The organism is Streptomyces sp. NPDC040545 (assembly GCF_055595065.1).
On the sequence record NZ_JBVIWA010000009.1, the window covers coordinates 59830 to 80267 of the forward strand.

Below are 20438 nucleotides of genomic sequence, written 5' to 3' on the forward strand. Positions count from 1 at the left end.
ATGATTGGCCGAGGCCGTACTCATGCCGCCGGAACAACCCGACTTATCCTCGGTCAGGGGCCGTCACTACCTGAACAGAACGGCACGAAGCAGTACGGATCGACGAGGGTGGGGTCTGTGCAGTTCCGCGTGTTGGGGCCGGTCTCCGTGACGACGGCGAACGGAGATCCGCTCCCGCTCGGCCCTGCCAAACGCCGGAGCCTGCTGGCCATGCTGCTGGCCCACCCGAACACGCCCGTCGGTGTCGAGCGGCTCACCGAGGCGCTCTGGGACGAGGAGCCGCCGAGGCACGCGCGCACCGTGCTGCAGGGACACGTCTCCCGGCTCCGGGCGGTGCTCGGACAGCACGACGCGGCCGGACACGGCGTGGAACTCCTCACCCAGGGAGCGGCGTACCAGCTGCGCCTGCCCGCGGGACTCGTGGACGCCCACCGTTTCGAGGAGTCGCTCCGGCTCGTCCGGCGCGGCGCGGACCCGGGGCAGGCCGTGGCCGTCCTCCGTGAGGCGCTGGGGCTGTGGCAGGGGCCGGCGTTCGCCGGGACCGTGCACAGCGCACCGCTGGAGGCCCCCGCGCAGGCACTGGAGGAGCTGCGTCTGACAGCGGTGGAGGCGCTGGCGCGCGCGTACGGACAACTGGGCGACCACGCGGCGGCCGCGTCCGTGCTGCGCGCCGAGGCCGCCGCACACCCCTTGCGCGAGCCGCTCGTGGCGCACCTGATGCTGGCCCTGGCGCGGGCGGGCCGGCAGGCGGACGCGCTGGACTGGTTCCACCGCACGCGCAAGCTGCTCGCCGACGAGATCGGTGTCGACCCCGCACCGGTGCTCACCGACGCCTACCACGCCCTCCTGCGTACGGACACCCACACCCGTGCCGACGCCCACGCCGATACCCACGGCCACGGCCACAGCCACGCCCACGCGGACGCCGACCACGGGACGGTCCGCCCGCCCGCCGCCGCGCCGCACGAGGCCGCCGCGGGGCCCGTCGCCACCCCCCAGCTGCTGCCCCGCCGGCCACGGGGCTTCATCGCACGGCAGGACGAACTCGCCACCCTCGACCGCCTCACGACCGCGACGCCGGGCCCCATCGTCACCCTCACGGGCAGCGCCGGCGTCGGCAAGACCGCGCTCGCCGTGCACTGGTCGCACCGGCGCCGCGCCGAGTTCCCCGACGGCACGCTCTTCGCCGACCTGTGCGGCTTCAGCACCACCCCGGCCCACGACACCCGCGCCGTGCTCCGCGAGTTCCTGCTCGCGCTCGGCGTCCCGGTCGAGCGGATGCCGGGCTCGCCCGCCGCCCTCGGGGCCCGCTACCGCGAACTGACCGCCCGGCGCCGACTGCTGGTCGTACTGGACAACGCCGTCGACTCCGAGCAGATCCGCCCGTTGCTGCCCGGCGGGGACGAGTGCGTCACCCTCGTCACCAGCCGCGACCGGCTCGACGGCCTGGTGGCCACCGACGCCGCCCGCCCGGTGACGGTCGGCGCTCTGCCCGCCGCCGACTCGACGGCGCTGCTGGCCGCCGTACTGGGCCCGGAGTCGGTGGCGGCCGAACCGGAAGCCGCCGCGCGACTGGCAGGTCTGTGCGACGGACTGCCCCTCGCGCTGCGCGTCGCCGCCGCCCGGCTCGCCACCCGTCCGCACCGGGGCCTGGCCTCCTTCGCCGGTGAACTCGCCGACGAGCAGCACCGGCTGGACCTGCTCGCGGCGGAGGACACCGGCGTCGCCGCGGCGCTCGGCCTCAGCCTGCGGCACCTGCCCGAACCGGCGCGTCGGCTTTTCCACCACCTCGGCCCGCACACCGGTGCCACGCTCGACACCTGCATGGCGGCCGCGCTCGCCGACTGCCCGCCACCCCAGGCCGCCCTGGCGCTGGACCAGTTGGCCGCGGCCCAGCTGGTCGTCGAGACGGGCCCGCAGTCCTACGTGCTGCACGATCTGGTGCGCCTCTTCGCCCGCAGCCTGGCACCCGCTCACGAACCCGCCGGGCTGCTCCGGCTGCTCGACCACTGGGTGCAGACCCTGCTCGCGGCGTGCGCGGCCGCGGAGCCCGGCGGCGAGCCGTGCTGTGCCCTCCCGCCCGGGGCCCGGCGCTCGGCCGAGATCCGCCGCTTCGCCGACCGGACGGCCGCGCTCGCCTGGTACTCCGCCGAGCGCGGCACCCTGCGGTCAGCGGTCGAGGCGGCCGTCGCGGCGGGCCACCACGACCGGGCCTGGCGGCTCGTCCTGCTCCAGTGGCCGCTCGTCGTGTGGCAGGTCCGCGACGGCTGGGTGCCGCTGCTCGAACAGGGCCTGGCATCCGCCGAACTCGACGGTGATCCGGCGGCCCAGTCCCGGGCGTCGGCGCTGCTCGGCTGGGTGCTGTCCGAGGAGGGCAGGCCCGAGGAGGCCCTGACGCGGTTGGAACGGGCCCCTGATCTCGCCGTCCGGGCAGGTGACTTCGCCGGGGAGGCGGTCGCCCGGATCAACCTGGCCGTCGCGCTCATGCGGTACGGAGACCGCGAGCGGCCCGGCGGCCTGCTGGCCGACGCCCTCGCCCTCGCCGAGCGGGAGGGCCTCACCGAGACCGTCACCCTGGCGCACCAACACCTCGCCCAGCACCTGCTGTCGGTCGGCGCCGCGGCCGAGGCCGCCGCACACGCGGCCCGCGGGCTGGCCCTCGCCGCGCCTCCGCTGGCGGCCCCGCGCCGGGTGGTCCTGCGTACCCTGCACGGTGAGGCGCTGGCCGCCGTGGGACGGACCGGCGAGGCCGTACGACAGCTCCACGCGGCCATCCGGGAGGCCCGGGCCAGCGCCTACGAGGAGGGCGAGACCGCCGCGCGGGTGGCACTGGACGGGCTGTCGGACCGGGGGCCGGAGTGGAGCGTGGTCACGCAGGGGCGTTCCGCCCCCGGCGGGTGACGACGCGGGCGCCGAGTCATCAGCCGGGCTGGACGGTGATGGTGCACAGGCGCTTGGTGGCCCGGGTCAGAGCCACGTACAAGTCCCTTTCCCCACCGGGGCGGGCCGTGATGATTTCCTCGGGGTCCATGACGACGACCCCGTCGAATTCCAGGCCGCGTGCTTCGGACGCCGGCACGATACGTGCGTGGCGAGCGATGCCCTGGGCCGTCAGCTCGCCCACCCTGGTGTCCGCGCAGATCACTCCCAGAAGCTCGCCCGGGTGCGCGGTGCTCTGGGCCCGGAGTTCCGAGACGACGGCGGCGACCGACCCCTCCGGAGGCGCGGTCACGGTGCGAGGGATCTCACCGCTTCGCAGTGACCGTGTGGGCTTCTGGTCCGGAGCGATGCGCGTGAGCAGGTCCCGGACGCTCTCCAGAATCTCCTGCGTGGTGCGGTAGCTGACGGTCAGGTCGTGCAGTTTGAACCGCGGTCCGACGTGGGGGCTCAGTGCTCCCTTCCAGTCGCGTGCTGTCGTGACCGGGCCTGCCTGGGCGAAGTCACCCACCAGCGTCATCGCCCTTGCCGGGCAGCGGCGGACGATCATGCGCCACTGCATGGAGGTCAGTTCCTGCGCCTCGTCGACGACGACGTGCCCGTACGTCCGCTCGGGCGGGCCGTCGACCAGGCTCGCCGCCTCGTCCAGCAACGGCACATCGGCATCGGTCCACGGGTCGTCCGGACCGCGGAGCAGAAGGGACCGCTCCTGTCCGGTCAGGCGGGGCAGGTGCTCGGCGAGAGCGCCGGGGTTCGTCAGGAGCGCCTTCACGAGGTCACCGGGTACCAGCCGCGGCCACAGCACCTCGACCGCTCGGTCGACACCGGCGTCGTCGAGGAGATCGGCTCGGATGGCGTCCAGGTCCAGCTCGTGGACCGGAGCCGGGTCGGCCGCACCTTCGACACGGCGCTGGGCGGCTCCCGTGAACCGGTCGAGGTTGATGCCCGTCATCCTTTCGGCATCGGCGTCGATCTGCTCCAGGAGGTCTCCCATGTCCCGTTGCATCGCGTCGGTGACGGCGTCGACCAAAAGCTCTTTGAACACCTGGCGCGCGGGGTTGTGCCCCGGTACGGCCGCCACGGCGGTGTCGCGCGCCGTGGCGACTTCCCCACCGGAGAGGTGAACCAGTTCCTGTCCGACCCGCACGGTGAAGTCACCGGCGGGGGCCTGGTGGACGCGCAGCAGGCCGGCCAAGGCGTCGGCGAGATCGGAGCTGCCCTTGAGGCGCGCCGTATCGAACAGGTCCACCGCGTCCGTGGACACTCCGGCCAGCTCCCGGCAGGTCGCCAGTACGACGTCGTTCTCCCCGAGCGAGGGAAGGACCTGGGAGATGTAGTCGAGGAACCGGGCGTTCGGGCCCACCACCAGGACACCCTCCTCCGCGGCGCGCGGGAACGCGTACAGGACATAGGCCGCCCGGTGCAGGGCGACCACCGTCTTGCCGGTGCCGGGCCCGCCCTGCACCACGGTCACCCCGCGGTGGGCGGAGCGGACGACCTCGTCCTGCTCGGCCTGCAGCGTGGCGACGGCCGCGTGCATCCTGCCCGTACGCCGTGCCGACAGAGCCTCGGTCAACGGCCCGTCCCCCACGACGTCCTCGTCGGTCGGGGCGGTCCCGTTCAGCAGTTCGTCGCTCACCGAGATGACCGTGCGCTCCTCGAGGCGCAGGTGCCGGCGCCGCCGCAGTCCCATCGGGTGGACCGGTGTCGCCTCGTAGAAGGGCCGCGCCGCGTTCGCGCGCCAGTCCACGAGCAGAGGCAGGTCGTCCTCCTCCGTCTGCAGTCCGATCCGCCCGATGCGCAGGGCCGTGCCGTCCGTCCAGTCGATGCGCCCGAAGACCAGCCCTTTTTCGGCGCCCTCCAGCCGGCCGATTTCCTTGGTCAGACGCTCGGCGGCGATTTCTCTCTCGTATGCCTCACCGGCGCTTTCCGCCGGGGCCTTCAGCACACTCGCTCGGTGTGCTCGCGCCTCGGAAAGCCGCTCGGTGAGCAACTCGTATAAGGAGGACACATAATCCCGCTCCGATTCAAGCGCACGCACAGCGGGATCATTCATTTTCGACAACAGGGGGCTCCTTCGATTCGAGCCACACCATATGGTCAAGGTCCCCCCGAAGGTAAGTCTTGACTTACTTGGTGAGTCATGGCCGTACGACTGAATCCGTGACGGCCGGCCGTATGGCGTGCATTTCGCCGTTCCGTATATCGCCATTGCGCTCCCGATGCCCGTCTGCCTTATGGGCGGGGCCCCGCCCTCGCATGCCGGTGATGTTTTGCCGCGCTCGGGGAAAGGGGGACGACCCGGCGAGGCGGCCGACGCGTCCGATGGCCGGGACCCCGTGGCAAGGGGTCCGACGGCCTGGCACGCGCCGGAGCGTGCGGGAGAGTGCGCCCGCCTTCGCGCGCCCGGAGCGCACCACCGACCCGCTGTGGAAGCGGGTCCCCGCCCCGCTGCGACCTGGCAGGAGTGCGCGGGGTGATTGTCACTCTATTCCCGCCTAGGGATGATTCAGGTGGGTATGTGGATCTTCGCGCGCTTATGCTGCACCCGCTATGACGGAAAGTCAGACCTCTCGCACGTTATGGGAATCAGCCGATGTGGTCGTCCTCGGAGCCGGACCCGCCGGGCTCGTTCTCGGAATCCTGCTGCACACCGCCGGGATCGACTGCGTCATCCTGGAGCGTGCCTCCCGCACCCATGTCCAGACCCGGGCCCGCGCGGGGTTCCTCGCCCCGAACACCGTGCGGATCCTGGACCGCCACGGCCTCGCCGACGGCCTGCACCGGCACGGACACCGCCACGGCACGTGCGAGTTCCGCACGGAGGAAGGCCGGTTCCGCCTCGACTACGGAGCCCTCGGCCGGGGCGGGCAGCATCACGTCTACCCGCAGCAGAACCTGGTCACGGACCTCCTGAACCACTACCTCGGCCTCGGCGGACGCATCCGCTTCCGCACCGAGGCGCTCGTCGTGCGGGACACCGACGGCACCCGGCCGTCCGTCACGACACGCGAGCCCGACGGCCGGCCCACCCGGTGGACAGCCCGGTACGTCGCCGGCTGCGACGGCCGGTACGGGGCGGCCCGCCGCTCGCTGCCGCCGGGCGCCGTCCGCCACCACCGGTACGACCACGGGGTGACCTGGCTCGGCCTGCTCGCCGAGGCCCCCGCGAGTCTGGACGCCGTCGGCTACGCCATCCACGACCACGGCTTCGCCGGACACATGGCCCGCACCACCGACGTCACCCGCTACTACCTCCAGTGGCAGCGCGGCACGCCCGCCGACGCCTGGTCCGAGCAGCGAATCTGGGACGAGCTCGACGTCCGGATGCGCGCCGCGGAGCACGGCCCCCTGCGCCGGGGCGGACTCCTGGAACGCGCGGTCTTCGACCTCACCTGCGACGTCGTCGAACCGCTGCGCCACGGCCGGCTCTTCCTGGCCGGCGACGCGGCGAGTCTGCTCGCCCCCGCCGCCGCGAAGGGCGCCAACCTCGCGGTCCTGGAGGCCGAGATCCTGGCCGAAGCCCTCGCCGACGCCCTCACCCGGGGCGACACGGCAGGACTCGACAGCTACTCCGACCGGTGCCTGGCGCACATCTGGCGGGCGCAGGAGTTCACCGGGTGGATGACCCGGCTCCTGCACGCGCCCCCCGACCGTGACCAGGATGCCGGATCGTTCTTCCACGCCGCCCTGCAGCGGTCCCGGCTGGCATCGCTGCGCACCTCGCGCATCCACCAGGACTGGTTCGCCGAGAACTACGTCGGCGTGTGACCGCCGCGGCGGCCCGCCCCCGTACCGCTGACCCGCCCCACCCCTCCCACCGCTTCGCCCTGCCCTGCCCAGCCCCGTACCGGCCCGAGGACACCCCCACGATGACGACGACCCTCCCCGACGAAACGTTGCTCCTGGACGACACCGCCTGCCTGCGCGCGGCGGCCCGGTTCGTCCGTGAGCACGACAGTGCCGCCCTGCTCCCGCTCCTGCTGCCCGGCCTCGGCGGCCCGGACCTGCAGGCACTGGCCGGGCACTGCCGTTTCGCCCACGCCGGGCTGCTGCTCTTCCCGCCGGACGCGGACGGCCTGCGTACCCAACTCGCCGACTGCGGACTGGCGGTGGACACCCCCTCCCACCCCAGCGTGGTGGTCCGCGAACGCCTCGCCCGGCGCCACCGGCGCGACCCGGCCGAGCTCGACGTCCAGATCCTGCGCCCGCACGTGCTCGGCTCCGCCGGTGAACGGCGCGCGGTCGAGGTGTTCGCCCTGACGGTGCCCCCGCACTCCGGCCTGGAACCGATCGCCGCGTACGAGCGCACCCGCCGGCACGAGGCACACCTCGCCTTCGAGGTCGAGCACCCCGAGCCGCTGGCCCTGCGCGGTCTGTGCGCGATCCTCGCCCGGCACGGCGCGCGGCCCGACGGCGGCGGCTACAACCCGCACGAGGACGGCACGGTCCTCTACTTCACCCTCCCCGACGCGGCCTGCGACTACGAGCGCCTGGAACTCTACGCACGGGGCGACCACCGGGACACCCTCGCCGCCCACCTGGACCGGCCCCGCCATGACGTGCGGCAGCCCGCCGAAACGCTCCTCCACCTCCTCACCGGCGCGTGGACGACACAGGCACTCGCCACGTTCGCCCGGCTGGGCCTGCCCGACGTCATGGACCCCCGCACCGCCTGCCGCACCGCGGACCTCGCCCGGCTGACCGGCACCCACCCCCGGAGTCTTGCCGTACTCCTGCGCTACCTCGCCATGCTCGGCGCCGTCGCCCCGGACCTGGGCCCGGATGACGAGGAGGGCGGATTCCGGCTGACCGAACTCGGCGCCCTGCTGCGCGCGGACACGCCCGGGTCGATGCGACCGCTGGCCCTGATGTACGGAGGCCCGTTCTACCGCTCCTTCGGCGGCCTCGATCACGCCGTGCGGACCGGGCAGCCGGCGTTCGATCACCTCTTCGGCGAGAACCACTTCGACCACTTCGCCCACGACGCCGAACTCGCCGCCCTCTTCGACCGGTCCATGGCCGCGAGCTCACGGATGTTCCGGCCGCTCCCCGCCCACCCGGTCATCACCGCCGCGGCCCAGGCACCCGCGGCCGCGACCGTCGTGGACGTCGCCGGAGGGAACGGGGAGCTCCTCGGCCGCATCCTCACGGCACACCCGCGCCTGCGCGGCGTCCTCCTCGAACGCCCGCACGCCGTCGAAGCCGCCCGCCGGCTGCTCGACGCCGCCGGCTGCGGCGTACGCTGCGACTACCGCATCGGCGACTTCGCCGACATGCCGCACGGTGGCGACGTCTACGTCCTGTCCCGCGTCCTGCACGACTGGGACGACGACCGCTGCCGCGAGATCCTGCGCCACTGCGTCCGCGCGATGCCCGCCCACGCGGACCTGCTCGTCGTGGAACGCCTGCTGCCCGCAGACGGTTCCCCCTCCCTGGCCACCGCCTGGGACCTGCACATGCTGTGCAACGTCGGAGGCCGCGAACGCCGCGCCGACCACTACGCGCGCCTGTTCGCCGAGGCGGGCCTGCGACTCGTCGGCCACAGGCCCCTGCCGCTGGACGCGCATGTGCTCCACGCCCGCCGGGCGGGCGCACCGGACCCCGCCCCCCGGCGGAGCTGACCCGGCGACGCCTCCCCAGGGCGGGAGCAGGCGGCCCGCCCGGGGCGCGGTGCGAACCACCGCCGGGCCTGCGTGGGAGGTCCGGCCGGACGTCCGTCATCGGTACGGGGTGCGCCGTTCCGTACACCCCGCCCGCCGACTCGCCCGGCGGCCGCTGCCGGCATCCATGACGGGACCGACCGCAGCGGGTCCGTGCAACCGCCGTCCCGTCAGAGAGACACGCCCTGAGCCGTTTCCACGCGGGGGAACACGGCGAGAGGGGCGTCCTGCGCGAAGAAGGTCTTGGCACGGATCACCGCCCGCTCGTCGTCGCGCACCTGGCCCGGCCGGGAGCCGTTGCCGAGCAGCACCCCGCCGAACCGCATCCGCATGTAGGCCGCGGTGTGGTGAAGACTCGTCACCAGCCCCTCGGCGCGCACCTCGTCGGGGTCCGCCATGGCCGTCACACCCCACAGCGTCCGGCCCGCCATCCGCTCCTTGAAGTCCGAGCCGGGGACCGTGAGCCAGCCCGACCAGTAGTCGAGGTAGCGCTTGGTGTGCGCGGAGAGCGCGTACCAGTACAGGGGCGAGGCGATGACGATGTCGGTCGCCTCCAGCGTGGCCAGCCGCAGGGTCTCCTCGCTCTCCGAGGGCGTCCAGCCCTCGGCCTCGTGCCGCCCGTCCCGGAAGTCGGGCAGCGCCGACCCGGCCAGGTCGACCCACCGCTGCCGGACACCGGCGGGCAACTGTTCGGCGGCCGCCTTCGCGAGTATCTCGGTGTTCCCGTCGGAACGGGAGCTGCCGAGGACGAAGAGGAACGAGCGGTCGGACATGAACATCACTCCACCGGTGCGCGGTCGGGCCGGCGGAATGCCCGCCGGTAGGGGCGACGTTAGACGTTGACATCAATGTGAAGGTCAACCGGACGCAGAGGTACGGCACATGCTGATCGGCGAACTCTCCCGGCGCACCGGCGTCAGCTCCCGGCTGCTGCGCTACTACGAGGCGCAGGGGCTGCTCGACGCGGAGCGAGGCCCGAACGGATACCGCGACTACACGGCGGACTCCGTGGCCGCCGTACGGAAGGTGCGCGCCCTGCTCGCGGCCGGCCTGTCCACCGAGGTGATCCGCTCGGTGCTGCCGTGCGTGAGGGGCGAGGGGGTGCGCTTCGCCTGGTGCGAGGAGCTCCGGTCCGTCCTCGACGGGGAACTGGCCGCCATGGACGCGCGCATCGAGGGCCTCCGGCACAGCCGCGCCACCCTGGCCCGCTACCTGGAACAGCCCTGAGCGGCCCGGCGCGCCGCTTCAGCCAGTAGGCCCGGTCCTCGGCGAACCGCGGGGAGGCGCAGATGTTGCCGCGGAGGCCGAAGCCCACGGCGGACAGACCGCCCGTGAACGCGGTGATGATCAGTCCCGGGCCGGCCGGGCCGGCCGGCCCGGGACGGGCACCCGCGGCCTGGGCGGGGGCGCTGGATCCCGCACGCGGCTCGGAGGTGCTCTCCCGGAGGCTGTGAACCGTAGGCGACCGGGGCCGGATCGGAGGAGGTGCTCCGATCCGGCCCCGCGCCTGGACCACGGGGCCGGGCGGCTCCCGGAATCAGCTCCTGGCGACCAGGCTGGCGGGCCGCATGTCGGTCCAGTGCGTCTCCGTGTACGCGGCGCAGCCCTCCCGGCTGTCCTCGCCGTGCACGATGGTCCAGCCCGCGGGCACCTCCGCGAAGGCGGGCCAGAGCGAGTGCTGGTTCTCGGCGTTCACCAGCACGAAGTAGCGGGCGTCGTCGTCCTCGAAGGGGTTGGTGGCCATGGTGTCTCTCCTCGGGTGATGACCGGCATGGTCGGTCGGGGGATGGGATCAGGGGTGTACGGGGGAGGCCCCCAGGGGGGCGACCAGGCGACCGGGCGACCGGTACGCCGGGCGCCCGGCAGAGCGCCGCCAGGTCCTCACGTGCGCCTGCGCCGCCGTGAGTCCGGTCCGCCCGTCCGCCACCGCGTCGGGGCCGGAGCAGGTGGTTCTGCATGTTGTGTATCAGCAGAGCGGCCCGGTCGGGGTCGGCGGACCAAGGCGCCACGGAGCGCGGCACGAGGTCCCGGGTGGGCATGGAATACGGGCCGATGGTCACAGGGCCCACGGCTGGATCTCCTTGTCACCGGCGCTGCGCGGAGCGCCGGTGGCGAACGGGCGCGCGTGCGAGCGGGCGCTCAGTCCCGGCGGTCGGCGCGGTCGCTCAACCCGCCTGCGGTACGGTCCGGTTGGCTGCTCGGGGACAGGAGCGGGTCGTCGAGCTGCACGATCCGGTACCCGACCCGGCGGCTCGCCGCCTTGGGGGGTCTGCGCCGCCGGCCCGCCCCGGCCTGTAACGAGCGCGCCCGCTGGGCCGCCGCGATGAGGGCCCCCACCGGCGGCGCCTCGGCGCGCAGGCGGTTGAACCCGCGTACGGAGATGCCCACGAGGGTCGCCGCGGCCGGCCAGGCGGCCCCTTTGCGGATCGCGTTCAGCATCAGCTGTAACGCGGCCGGGGTGGGCACCGCCCCCGGTCTCAGTCCGTGCGCCTCGGCCAGTGCGTGCGCGGCGCGGAGCGCCGTGGCGAAGCTGGCGTCGATCTCCAGCCACTCGCACAGGATGCGCTCGGGGACGCCGGCCGCCGCCGCACACCCGGGGATGGTCAGTCCCTGGGCCGCGCCACGGAGGGCGTCCGCCATCCGAGCGATCGTTTCCTCCCGCTGACTGGGCGTGCGGCGCAGTGCGTCGCGCAGCGCCCGGTCCAGCTCCTCCTGGGAGCTCATCCAGGCCAGTACGTCGTCGGCCCACTCGTCCTGCTGCGCTTGGTCTCGCGCTTTGTCCTGCATCCCCGAGCCCCCAATCTTAGGTAAGCCTAACCTAATTGTGAAGTGCAAGGGGGGGATATGCGACCGCGGTGGCTACTTCTTCGAAGGCGAGCTCGTCCGTACTCACGGCGCTGTGCCCCGGCGGTCGTCCGCCGGGGCACAGGTGCGTCAGGGGTGGGATCCGGTGTCAGGGGGTGCAGTTCAGGGTGCCGGCGCGCAGTGCGTGGCCACCGTCGTTGCTGTCGTCGGACCACAGGACCGGCTTGTGGCCGGCGGTGCAGGTGGACTGGGGGGCGATGGCGAAGCCCTCGTTGTTGTAGTTGGACATGCCGGTGGGCCGGTCGTGGACGGCGGTGGCGGTGAACTTGCCCTGGGCGTCGATGCCGAGGGTCGAGGTCTGGCCCTGGCAGGTGTCGTCGCAGGCCGCCCACAGATGGCCGGTGGCGGGCTCGAACTCCAGGTCCATCACGCCGGTGAAGCCGCCGGCGATGGTGGCGATGCGGGTGTAGCCGCCGCCGGACAGATTCAGGGCGTAGGCGTAGACGGTGCCGTTGGCCTCCACGCCGGTGAAGAACAGGCCGCTGCCGTGCCCCGGGTAGGAGGCGGGGTCGTAGACGGCGCCGGTGTGCTCGTCACGGAAGCCGTGCGCGGTCAGGAAGGAGTCGGGCACCCATGAGATGCCCTCGGGTCCGGCGTTGGCCGGCAGGGAGGGCAGGTCGGAGGTGAGATTCCACTCGGCGGTCGCGTTCAGGGAGGAGGCGCTGGAGGCGGTGTCGTAGCGGAGGATCTTCGGCAGGCTCGTGGAGCCGTTGCCGTTGTCGCGTTCGGTGGCGACGAACAGGCCGTCGGGGGTGACGACGACGCCCTCGGCGTCGGGGTCGCCGCTGCCGTTCGCGTAGTGCAGGGCCTTGCCCGTCGCCCAGCCGCCAGCCGGGTCGGGACGCCACGACGTGCCGCCCGGTACGAGCCGGTACAGCCTGCCCGGCCCGTTGTTCACCGCCCAGAGCACGCCGGCGCTCTCGAAGGACAGGCCACTGAGGTTTTCCCCGAACGTGTCGGAGGCGTCCGCGATGGTGACCGCGGAGCCGCCGGGCCAGGGCCCGTGGGTGGGCTGTCCGCCGCCCGAGGTGCCGCAGGCGTTGGCCGCGCCCTTGGTCGCGGCGGTCGTCGTGGTGAACGCGCCGGTGCCGTCCGGGCAGCGGCCGTAGGTGGTGGTCGCGTGGTCGGTCCAGGTGGTGGAGTCGACCAGGGTGGTGCCGTCCGCTGTGAACAGCCGCGCGGAGTCGGAGCTGCCCAGGCCGAACGAAGGCTCGACGTCCAGCGCGAGGAAGGCACCCGGGGTCAGCGAGGTGTTCCTGGCGACCTTGTAGGAGTGGGAGTTGTCGTTGTCCTTGACGACCCACTTGGAGATGTCGACCGCGGTGGTACCGGTGTTGACGAGCTCGATCCAGTCGCCGGGGCTGCCGCCGCTCGACTCGACCTCGTTGATCCGCACCGTCGGCTGCGCCTGCGCCTGCGCCGAGGCCGGCGCACCGGACACGCCGACGGCCAGGACCGTCAGGGCGACGGCGATGATGTGGGTTTCTCTGCGCCAGTTCGTACGCAACGGCCGGTCCTCGTCTCGTCCGGTGGGCGGGCAAGTGCGCCCGCGCTCCCGGCGAAGCGTGGGGCACAGCGGCAGCCGCGGGCTGAACACGCCGCGAACAGAGCGGGTAGCTCGTAGAACGGGTTGCGGGGTGGCGGCCCCGAAACCCTCTTTTCGTCCCCTTGACGATATGGGCGCGGCTCATTATCGTCGCATTGACGAAATGAAGGGGGTTCGCCATGGCCGACATCACCCGGCGCTTCGGCTGGCGTCATCTGCGCTCCGCGCCCACCGCCCACATCCGCCACCACAAGCGCGGCCGGCTCGTCCACGACGGGCGGGGGCTCAGTTTCTGGTACCGGTCGCTGTCGGCGGCGCTTTCCGAAGTGCCGGTCGACGACCGGGAGCTGGCCATGGCGTTCCACGCCCGTACGTCCGATTTTCAGGACGTCGCCGTACAGGCCACCGTCACCTACCGGATCAGCGACCCGGCCGAGGCCGCGGACCGGCTCGACTTCTCCGTCGACCCGGACACCGGGAGCTGGCGCGGCGCCCCCTTGGAGCAGATCGCCACTCTCCTCACCGAGACCGCGCAGCAGCACACGCTGGACGTACTGGCCCGGACTCCGCTGGCCGTCGCCCTGGTGGACGGCGTCGCCTCCGTGCGGGGGCGGGTCGCCGCCGGTCTCGCCGCCGAGCCCAGGCTCCCGGCCACCGGCATCGACGTGGTGGCCGTGCGGGTCGTCGCGATCCGCCCCGAGGCCGAGGTGGAGCGCGCCCTGCGCACCCCGGCCCGCGAACAGATCCAGCAGGAGGCGGACCGGGCCACCTATGAACGGCGGGCCGTCGCCGTCGAACGTGAGCGTGCCATCGCCGAGAACGAGCTGGCCAGTCAGATCGAACTGGCCAGGCGCGAGGCGCAGTTGATCGACCAGCGCGGCATCAACGCCCGCCGCGAGGCGGAGGAGAAGGCGGCGGCGGACGGCGTACGCACCGAGACCGAGGCGGCCCGCAAGGTCCGCCTGGCCCGCGCGGACGCCGAGGCGGCGCGCGAGACGGGCGCAGCGCGCGCCGAGGCTCAGGCTGCCTGGCTGCGCGTGCACGAGGAAGCCGCCCCGGGCACGCTGCACGCTCTGGCGGTGACCCGGCTGGCGGAGAACCTGCCGCGGATCGAGAGCATCACACTCTCTCCCGACGTCCTCACCGGGCTCCTCACCAGGCTCGGACGCCCGGAAGGCGGCGCGGGCGAGTGAGTCTGGCCCCGCGGGCGGTGCTCGTGCACCGCAGGACCGAGTACGAGGAACTGCTCGCCCGGCACGGGACGCACGGGCAGGCCGCGTTCTTCCTCTCCAGCCGGGGCCGGTCGATCGACGAGGTGGTCCGCCGCCACGAGCGCACGCGGCAGGCGCTGCGGGAGGTGGCGGCGGCGGTGCCGCTCACCTGGCGCAGCTCCCGGGTGGAGCGGGCCGACCTGGACCGCTTCCTGTTCGCCCCGGAGGACGTGGTGGTCGTGGTCGGCCAGGACGGCCTGGTCGCCAACACCGCGAAGTATCTGCGCGGACAGCCGGTGGTGGGCATCGACACCGACCCGGGGCGCAACCCGGGGGTCCTGGTCCGCCACCGCTGCGCCGACACGGCCGCCCTGCTGCGTGCGGCGACCGCCGCCGGCGGCCGGGCAGAGGAGCTGACGATGGTCGAGGCCGTCGCTGACGACACCCAGCGCCTTCTCGCGCTGAACGAGATCTATCTGGGCTCGCCCGGTCACCAGACAGCCCGCTACCGCCTGGGCTCCGGCGACAAGGGCCCGGGCGAGGCCCAGGCGTCCTCCGGGGTGCTGGTGGGCACCGGCACGGGCGCCACCGGCTGGCTGCGTTCCCTGTGGCTGGAGCGCGGCAGCCACGCCGGGCTGCCCGCACCCTGTGACCCGCGGCTCCTGTGGTTCGTACGCGAGGCCTGGCCCTCGCCCACGACCGGAACGACGCAGGTCGCCGGTGAGCTGGGGCGGGGGCAGGAACTGCGGCTGACCGTGGAGTCGGACCGGATCGTGGTCTTCGGCGACGGAATGGAGAGCGACGCCCTGGAGCTGACCTGGGGTCAGAGCGTACGGCTGGGCATCGCGGGAACGTCGCTGCGCCTGGTGACGTGAGCACCCTGCCCGACGGGCTGTCGCCCCCGGCGGGCTGCCGCCGCTGCGCCGGGCGCGGGTGACCGCTCGGTGGTCGGCTCCGCGTCAGGCCTCGGCGAGGGCGTACCTGCCCGGGCGCAGTGTCCTCCGGTATCGGCCTCATCCTGTCGGGAACGGGTTGCGGCGCCTTGCTGGATGCACCATGGGCAGCCAGGTTCTCGAAATGGATCGGGCAAGGTCCGGTCATCCGGCGCCGGATCGGCTTCTGGGCCGGATGGGCAAGTGACGCGGGGCGCCTGTGCGGCGAACGCCCGACGGCGGGAGACTGGTGTTCTCGGCAGCTCGGAGCAGCGGCTCCGGCCGCCCCGACCGGACGGCGGGAGGACCCATGACCGCGCTCGGCGACCTGATCGAGATCGACGACAGGACCGTGCTGGTCCTCGGGCAGGAGCTGGATCTCGCGCATGATCAGCCGGACGTCGCCAACGCCTTGGTTCACCGGGCCGGCGACACCCTGGTGCTCGTCGACACCGGCGTCACCCCGGCCTTCCGCGCGGCGTTGCGCGCGGCAGCCGACCGTGTCGGGCCCTGGTCCCGGGCGCTGCTGCTGACCACGCACGGTCATCCCGACCACATCGGCAACAACGACCTGGCCGAGGAGCTGGGCGTGCCCGCCGAGCACTATGTCCCCGCCCCCGACCTGGACCAGATGCTGGACCCGGAGTCCTACTGGGTGCGGTCCTTCGGGCGCATCGCCTGGGCGGCGCCGCTACCGGCGCCCGAACTGGCAGCCAAGGTGGTGTCGCTCTTCGTGCCGATGCGGCCCTTCGCCGCGACGACCCGGACGTACGAGGAACGGCCGCCGGAGCGGATCCGGATCGGCTCGCTGCGGTTCATCGGCTGGACCTTCGCCGACGGCGCGGTCCGGGTGCTGCGCAGCCAGGGACACTGCGCCGGGCACGTGATCGTGCACCTGAGGGACTGCGGCGTCCTCCACCTCTCCGACGAGGGCAACGGCTCCTGTGGCGCGATGGTCGACGCCGACCAGCTCAAGATCCAGACCGTCCTCGGCGCCGTCGCCGGCCTCTTCGAGCAGGAGGAAGCCGCGGTCCTCACCGACGGGCACACCTTCGCCGTGCGCCGTGGCCCCGAGGCGGTGCTCTTTCTGGACGGGCTGCTGGAGCAGGCCGCCACCCTGCAGGAGGCGGTACTCGGGCTGACCGGCGGGAGCGAGCCGATCCGGCCGAGCGCGTTCACCACCCGCTTCGCTCAGGCCATCGCCGAGCTCGGGGCGGGCGGAGCGAACCCGAACGAGCTGTTCACCGCCATGATGGCGCTCAACCAGCTCCGCGAGCTCGGCCTCCGCCCGGAGCCGGCCGACGACGCAGACGCCGACGCACCGTGGTCCCGGCCCGCACTCCGCAACCCCACGCCGCCCCGATAACGGCAGCGTGCGGGGTCCCCCTGACCGCGCCGCCCTCCGCGCCTGGCCCTTCCCGGCCCCGCATTTCCCCTGTTGGTCGTGCGGCCCGCTCCGGCGTGCGGCCGGTGGTCGCCGTGGTGCGGGGCATGGGTGTCAAGAAATTCTTGACAAGCCAGTCATGTCAAGGTTTCCTTGACGCATGTCGATCTTGAATTCGAAGGTCCGGCGCCGGGGCCTCTTCCCTGCCACCGCATCCACCCCGTCCATGGCCGCCCTGCTGCCGCTCGGCGTGAGCCTGCCGGCCGTGACGGTGATGTTCGGCGACCGGCTCGGCACCTTCGCCACCGTCGCCCTGATCGTCGTGGGCCTCGCACTCATCGCCTGCACGGCCGGCCAGGCCGCCCGGGCGGCAGCCCGGGCAGCCGAGCAGGCGCGCCGCGACGAGGCGGTCCTCGACGCCCTCGAACCCCTTGCCGGACTGCGCCGATGAGCGACGAACCACTGCTCCATCCGGTGGAGATGGACCGGATCCGGGAAGGGATCGCCGCAGCCGTCCTCGGCGCCCCCGAGGGGCTGGCCGAGTCGCTCGAACACGACGCCCACGGCTACCTGCGCCTGGTGGACGCCTCACGCGTCGGTGCCGAGGAGGCGAGCCGGCTGCTGCGCGAGGCCGTCCAGGGCGCCAGGGCCGCCGGCCACAGCTGGGACACGGTGGGCCGGGTCCTGGGGGTGAGCCGCCAGGCCGCCCAGCAGCGCTTCTCGGGCAAGGCCGCGGGCGCGGCCCCGGCGGCGGCGCCCGCCGGGGCGCCGAACGCCCCGAAGCGCCGTACGCTCAGCGGGTTGACCGCGTTCAACGAGATGGCAGCCCTGGAGGAAGCCGGCCGTGACGGCTGGCACATGGTCGGCTACGGCCCCTTCTTCCACGAGGTGGAGGCGTCCGACCACCCCTGGGAGCACTGCCGGATCACGCTCCCCTCCCTCGCGAGGCACCGGCGGCTGGAATCAGAAGGATGGATTCCGGTCGGCGCGGGGTGGTTCCCGTGGCGGTACTACAAACGACCCGTCGACCTCGGCACCGAAGCCGCGACCTAGCGGCGCGGGATCCTGTTCGTCCTGGACACCGGTGTCCAGGACGAACAGGATCCCGCACACGGCCTGCCGGTCAGCGCAGTTGCTGGGCGAGTCCGACGATGATGCCCTCCGGGCCGCGGACGTAGCAGAGCAGATAGCTGTCCTCGAACCGGGCGATCTCGCCGACGAGTTCGGCGCCGTGAGGGCGCAGGCGGGCAACGGTGTCCTCGAGGTCGTCTACGGCGAACATGACGCGGTGCGTGCCCAGAATGTTGTGCGGCCGGTTGCGCGGCCCGGCGCTGATCGCCGCGGGGCTGCGGTACTTCGCCAGCTCGAGCCGGCTGTGACCGTCCGGGGTCCGGACCATCGCGATGTCACAGCGGACGCCGTCGAGTCCGGTGCACTGGTCGGCGAAGGGACCCTCGACCTCCGCCCTGCCCTCCAGTTCCATACCGAGTTCCACGAAGAACGCGATGGCGGCATCCATGTCCCCGACGACGATGCCGACGTTGTCCATCCGCTGAATCGCCATGCCGGCCACTCCTTCTTCCTCGTGCGGCCGGTGGTGGCCGCTGGTGTCCCAGGGACGGAGCCGGTGGCACGTTCTCGACATCCCCCGGACCACCGAACTCCGAAAGAACCCGATCGCCCCTCAGCACCGCTGCGGCGGACCTGCGAGCCGGGCCTCCTCCATGCTTCCCCGACGATTCGAAGCATGCCCGCTCAGGCATGGCGCCTCCCCGATATCCCCGGTGTCGGGTCACCCTTTCGGCGGGCGGAGTCCCGCCGTGCCGCTCGCGGCCCCGCCGCGCGGTGCCGACGCGAGCGGGGGCTCGCTTCTCAGGCAGTGCGGACCTCCGCGGCCTCTGCGACGTCGGCCGCCTCGGCGGCAGCCGGTCGCGGCTTGCGGATGAGCGGGACCGTCGCGCATGCGGCGAGCAGGGCTGCCACGGCGACCGCGTACCAGCCGTGCCGGAACGCGGTGACAGCGTGCCCGGGGGCCGGGGTGCCGAGGATGCCGACCAGGATCGCGACGCCGAGGACCGCGCCGATCTGGCGGCCCATCGAGGTGATGGCCGAGCCGGTGGCGAAGCGGGCCGGCGGCAGGGCGGCCGCCGACGCCCCGGTCAGGACCGGGAGCGTCATGCCGACACCGAGGCCCGTCAGCAGCATGCCGGGCAGGAGCGAGGCCGCGTAGGCCGAGCCGGTGTCGAGGGTCGCGGCCCACCACAGGATGCCGGCCGCGAACAGGACCGTTCCCGCCAGAGCGATGCGGCCCGCACCGAACCTGGCGACGGCGGGCCCGATCCGCAGCGCGACCGGCGGCACCAGCAGGGGTCCCGGCGCGATGGCCAGGCCGGTGCGCAGAGCCGAGTAGCCCCACACGCCCTGGCACCACAGCACCGCGCCGAGCAGCATTCCGGCGAACGCGACGGTGAACAGTGTCAGGGCGGCCGCGGAGGATGCGAACGCCGGAACCCGCAGCAGCGGCAGCTCGACGATCGGCACGGGGTGGCGGGCCGAGCGCAGGACGAACCAGACGCCGAGCAGCACCGCGGCAGCCAGGCCGCCGACGGTGCCGGCGCTCGTCCAGCCCCAGTCAGGGGCCTTGACCAGGCCGAGCGCGAGCGTCGCGATCGATCCGGTGAGAAGGGCGGCGCCGAACAGGTCGGGCAGCGGACTCTTCTCCGTACCGGCGCGTCCGGGCAACGGCAGCACCTTGACACCGAGCGCGAACGCCGCGATCCCCACCGGCACGTTGACCATGAACACCCAGTGCCATCCCGCTTCGGCCAGCAGCCCGCCGGCCACGGGCCCGAGTCCGGCGGCGATTCCTCCGATCGACGCCCAGGCCCGCACCGCCCCGGCGCGCTTCTCGGGCGCCGTCGTGTCGAGCAGCAGCGCGAGCGACGTCGGTATCAGCAGCGCAGCGCCGGCGGCCTGCACGAGCCGTGCCGCGACCAGCGTCCCGACGCCGGGAGCGAGTGCGCAGCCGGCGGAGGCGAGGGTGAACACCGCCAGTCCGGTCAGGAAGACCGGCTTGTGGCCGGAGCGGTCGGCGATGCGGCCGGCGACCACGAGGAGCGAGGCGAAGACGATCGCGTAGCCGTTGAGGATCCAGGAGAGGGAGCCGAGGCCGCTGCCGCCGAACGAGCGGCCGATCGCCGGGAGGGCCACGTTGACGATGAAGAGGTCGAGGTTCGACATGAAGACCGCGGTCGCGACCGTCGCGAACACGGCCCGGGACACCCGGTGTGAGTTTGAAATTCCAACTGTCATGGGCCGGAGGCTAGCCGTGTGGGTTTGAAAACGCAACGGACTCGGGAGAGGATGGGGACGTGACCTCGAACAGGAAGCCGGCCGAGAACTCGGTCCCGCACCCCGAAGTGCCCGGTCGGCCGTGCTCCGCGGCCGCCGCGCTGCAACTCGTCGGCGAGCGCTGGGCCCTCCTGGCGATCCGCGAGATCTTCTACGGGAACCGGCGCTTCGACCGGATCATCCGTAACACCGGCGCCCCCCGCGACCGCCTCGCCGCCAGACTGCGCGCACTGGAAGAGGCGGGCGTGGTCGAGCGCCGCGCCTACAGCGAGCGCCCCGTGCGCTTCGAATACCACCTGACGGAGGCCGGCCGCGATCTCGCACCGGTGATGCACGCGCTGCTGGCCTGGGGCGACCGATGGGCGGTGGACACTCCGCCGGTCGCCTTCCGGCACCGCGGCGGGCCCGGCTCCGAACACGACCTCGATCTGACGTCGACGTGCCGGACCTGCGGTGAGGAGGTCGAGTCGGGAAGCCTCACGATCGACGTACGGGCGCCCGGGTGGGATCGGGCCGGGCCGATCGAAGGCTCCTGAACTCGACAGCGAT

At 73.1% G+C, this 20438-nt stretch carries 17 protein-coding genes; 10 read left to right on the forward strand and 7 right to left on the reverse strand.

Annotated elements, in window-relative coordinates:
- Positions 1–117: 117 nt before the first annotated feature.
- Entirely contained in the window at positions 118–2901 is a 2784-nt protein-coding gene (locus ACZ573_RS18955; RefSeq protein ID WP_471305266.1) for an AfsR/SARP family transcriptional regulator, read from the forward strand.
- A 19-nt stretch (positions 2902–2920) separates the two neighbouring features.
- On the opposite strand, the gene ACZ573_RS18960 is transcribed toward ACZ573_RS18955, so the two are convergent.
- A complete protein-coding gene (locus tag ACZ573_RS18960) occupies positions 2921–4948 on the reverse strand; it encodes a HelD family protein (RefSeq protein WP_471305270.1) in 2028 nt (675 codons plus the stop codon).
- Positions 4949–5490: 542 nt separating this feature from the next.
- Between ACZ573_RS18960 and ACZ573_RS18965 the strand changes: the two genes are divergently transcribed.
- The gene (locus ACZ573_RS18965; RefSeq protein WP_471305272.1) at positions 5491–6708 is read left to right on the forward strand and encodes a 4-hydroxybenzoate 3-monooxygenase; all 1218 of its coding nucleotides are present in this window, start codon (positions 5491–5493) and stop codon (positions 6706–6708) included.
- A 101-nt stretch (positions 6709–6809) separates the two neighbouring features.
- Positions 6810–8561 (forward strand): methyltransferase, encoded by a 1752-nt coding sequence (locus ACZ573_RS18970; RefSeq protein WP_471305275.1) that lies wholly within the window; start codon positions 6810–6812, stop codon positions 8559–8561.
- 209 nt (positions 8562–8770) lie between these two features.
- On the opposite strand, the gene ACZ573_RS18975 is transcribed toward ACZ573_RS18970, so the two are convergent.
- Positions 8771–9373, reverse strand: coding sequence for a flavodoxin family protein (locus tag ACZ573_RS18975; protein WP_471305277.1), 603 nt, complete (start codon positions 9371–9373; stop codon positions 8771–8773).
- Positions 9374–9482: 109 nt separating this feature from the next.
- On the opposite strand from ACZ573_RS18975, the gene ACZ573_RS18980 reads away from it, so the two are divergent.
- Positions 9483–9827 (forward strand): MerR family transcriptional regulator, encoded by a 345-nt coding sequence (locus ACZ573_RS18980; protein ID WP_471305280.1) that lies wholly within the window; start codon positions 9483–9485, stop codon positions 9825–9827.
- A 310-nt stretch (positions 9828–10137) separates the two neighbouring features.
- Here ACZ573_RS18980 and ACZ573_RS18985 read toward each other — a convergent pair whose 3' ends face one another.
- The 3 genes from ACZ573_RS18985 to ACZ573_RS18995 form a co-directional block, all read right to left on the reverse strand.
- Entirely contained in the window at positions 10138–10344 is a 207-nt protein-coding gene (locus tag ACZ573_RS18985; protein ID WP_373041850.1) for an MbtH family protein, read from the reverse strand.
- 395 nt (positions 10345–10739) lie between these two features.
- Entirely contained in the window at positions 10740–11387 is a 648-nt protein-coding gene (locus tag ACZ573_RS18990) for a serine/threonine-protein kinase (protein WP_471305282.1), read from the reverse strand.
- 166 nt (positions 11388–11553) lie between these two features.
- The gene (locus ACZ573_RS18995) at positions 11554–12972 is read right to left on the reverse strand and encodes a lamin tail domain-containing protein (RefSeq protein ID WP_471305286.1); all 1419 of its coding nucleotides are present in this window, start codon (positions 12970–12972) and stop codon (positions 11554–11556) included.
- 218 nt (positions 12973–13190) lie between these two features.
- Here ACZ573_RS18995 and ACZ573_RS19000 point away from each other — a divergent pair, with 218 nt between their 5' ends.
- The 5 genes from ACZ573_RS19000 (at position 13191) to ACZ573_RS19020 (ending at position 17591) form a co-directional block, all read left to right on the forward strand.
- The gene (locus ACZ573_RS19000; protein WP_471305289.1) at positions 13191–14204 is read left to right on the forward strand and encodes an SPFH domain-containing protein; all 1014 of its coding nucleotides are present in this window, start codon (positions 13191–13193) and stop codon (positions 14202–14204) included.
- Positions 14201–15097 (forward strand): hypothetical protein, encoded by an 897-nt coding sequence (locus ACZ573_RS19005; protein ID WP_471305291.1) that lies wholly within the window; start codon positions 14201–14203, stop codon positions 15095–15097. Before ACZ573_RS19000 ends, ACZ573_RS19005 begins: the two co-directional genes overlap by 4 nt.
- Positions 15098–15464: 367 nt before the next feature.
- Positions 15465–16520 (forward strand): MBL fold metallo-hydrolase, encoded by a 1056-nt coding sequence (locus tag ACZ573_RS19010; protein WP_471305293.1) that lies wholly within the window; start codon positions 15465–15467, stop codon positions 16518–16520.
- 178 nt (positions 16521–16698) lie between these two features.
- Positions 16699–16989, forward strand: a complete 291-nt coding sequence (locus ACZ573_RS19015; RefSeq protein WP_471305296.1) for a hypothetical protein — start codon at positions 16699–16701, stop codon at positions 16987–16989.
- Positions 16986–17591, forward strand: coding sequence for a hypothetical protein (locus tag ACZ573_RS19020; RefSeq protein ID WP_471305298.1), 606 nt, complete (start codon positions 16986–16988; stop codon positions 17589–17591). The genes ACZ573_RS19015 and ACZ573_RS19020 overlap by 4 nt, the downstream gene beginning before the upstream one ends.
- Before the next feature lie 70 nt (positions 17592–17661).
- Here the strand turns inward: ACZ573_RS19020 and ACZ573_RS19025 are convergent, their stop codons facing one another.
- Positions 17662–18102: a VOC family protein gene (locus tag ACZ573_RS19025; protein ID WP_471305300.1), complete on the reverse strand. Its 441-nt coding sequence runs from the start codon at positions 18100–18102 to the stop codon at positions 17662–17664.
- 308 nt (positions 18103–18410) lie between these two features.
- Positions 18411–19850, reverse strand: coding sequence for an MFS transporter (locus ACZ573_RS19030; protein ID WP_471305303.1), 1440 nt, complete (start codon positions 19848–19850; stop codon positions 18411–18413).
- 59 nt (positions 19851–19909) lie between these two features.
- On the opposite strand from ACZ573_RS19030, the gene ACZ573_RS19035 reads away from it, so the two are divergent.
- Positions 19910–20425, forward strand: coding sequence for a winged helix-turn-helix transcriptional regulator (locus ACZ573_RS19035; RefSeq protein ID WP_471305305.1), 516 nt, complete (start codon positions 19910–19912; stop codon positions 20423–20425).
- The last annotated feature ends 13 nt before the right edge of the window (positions 20426–20438 follow it).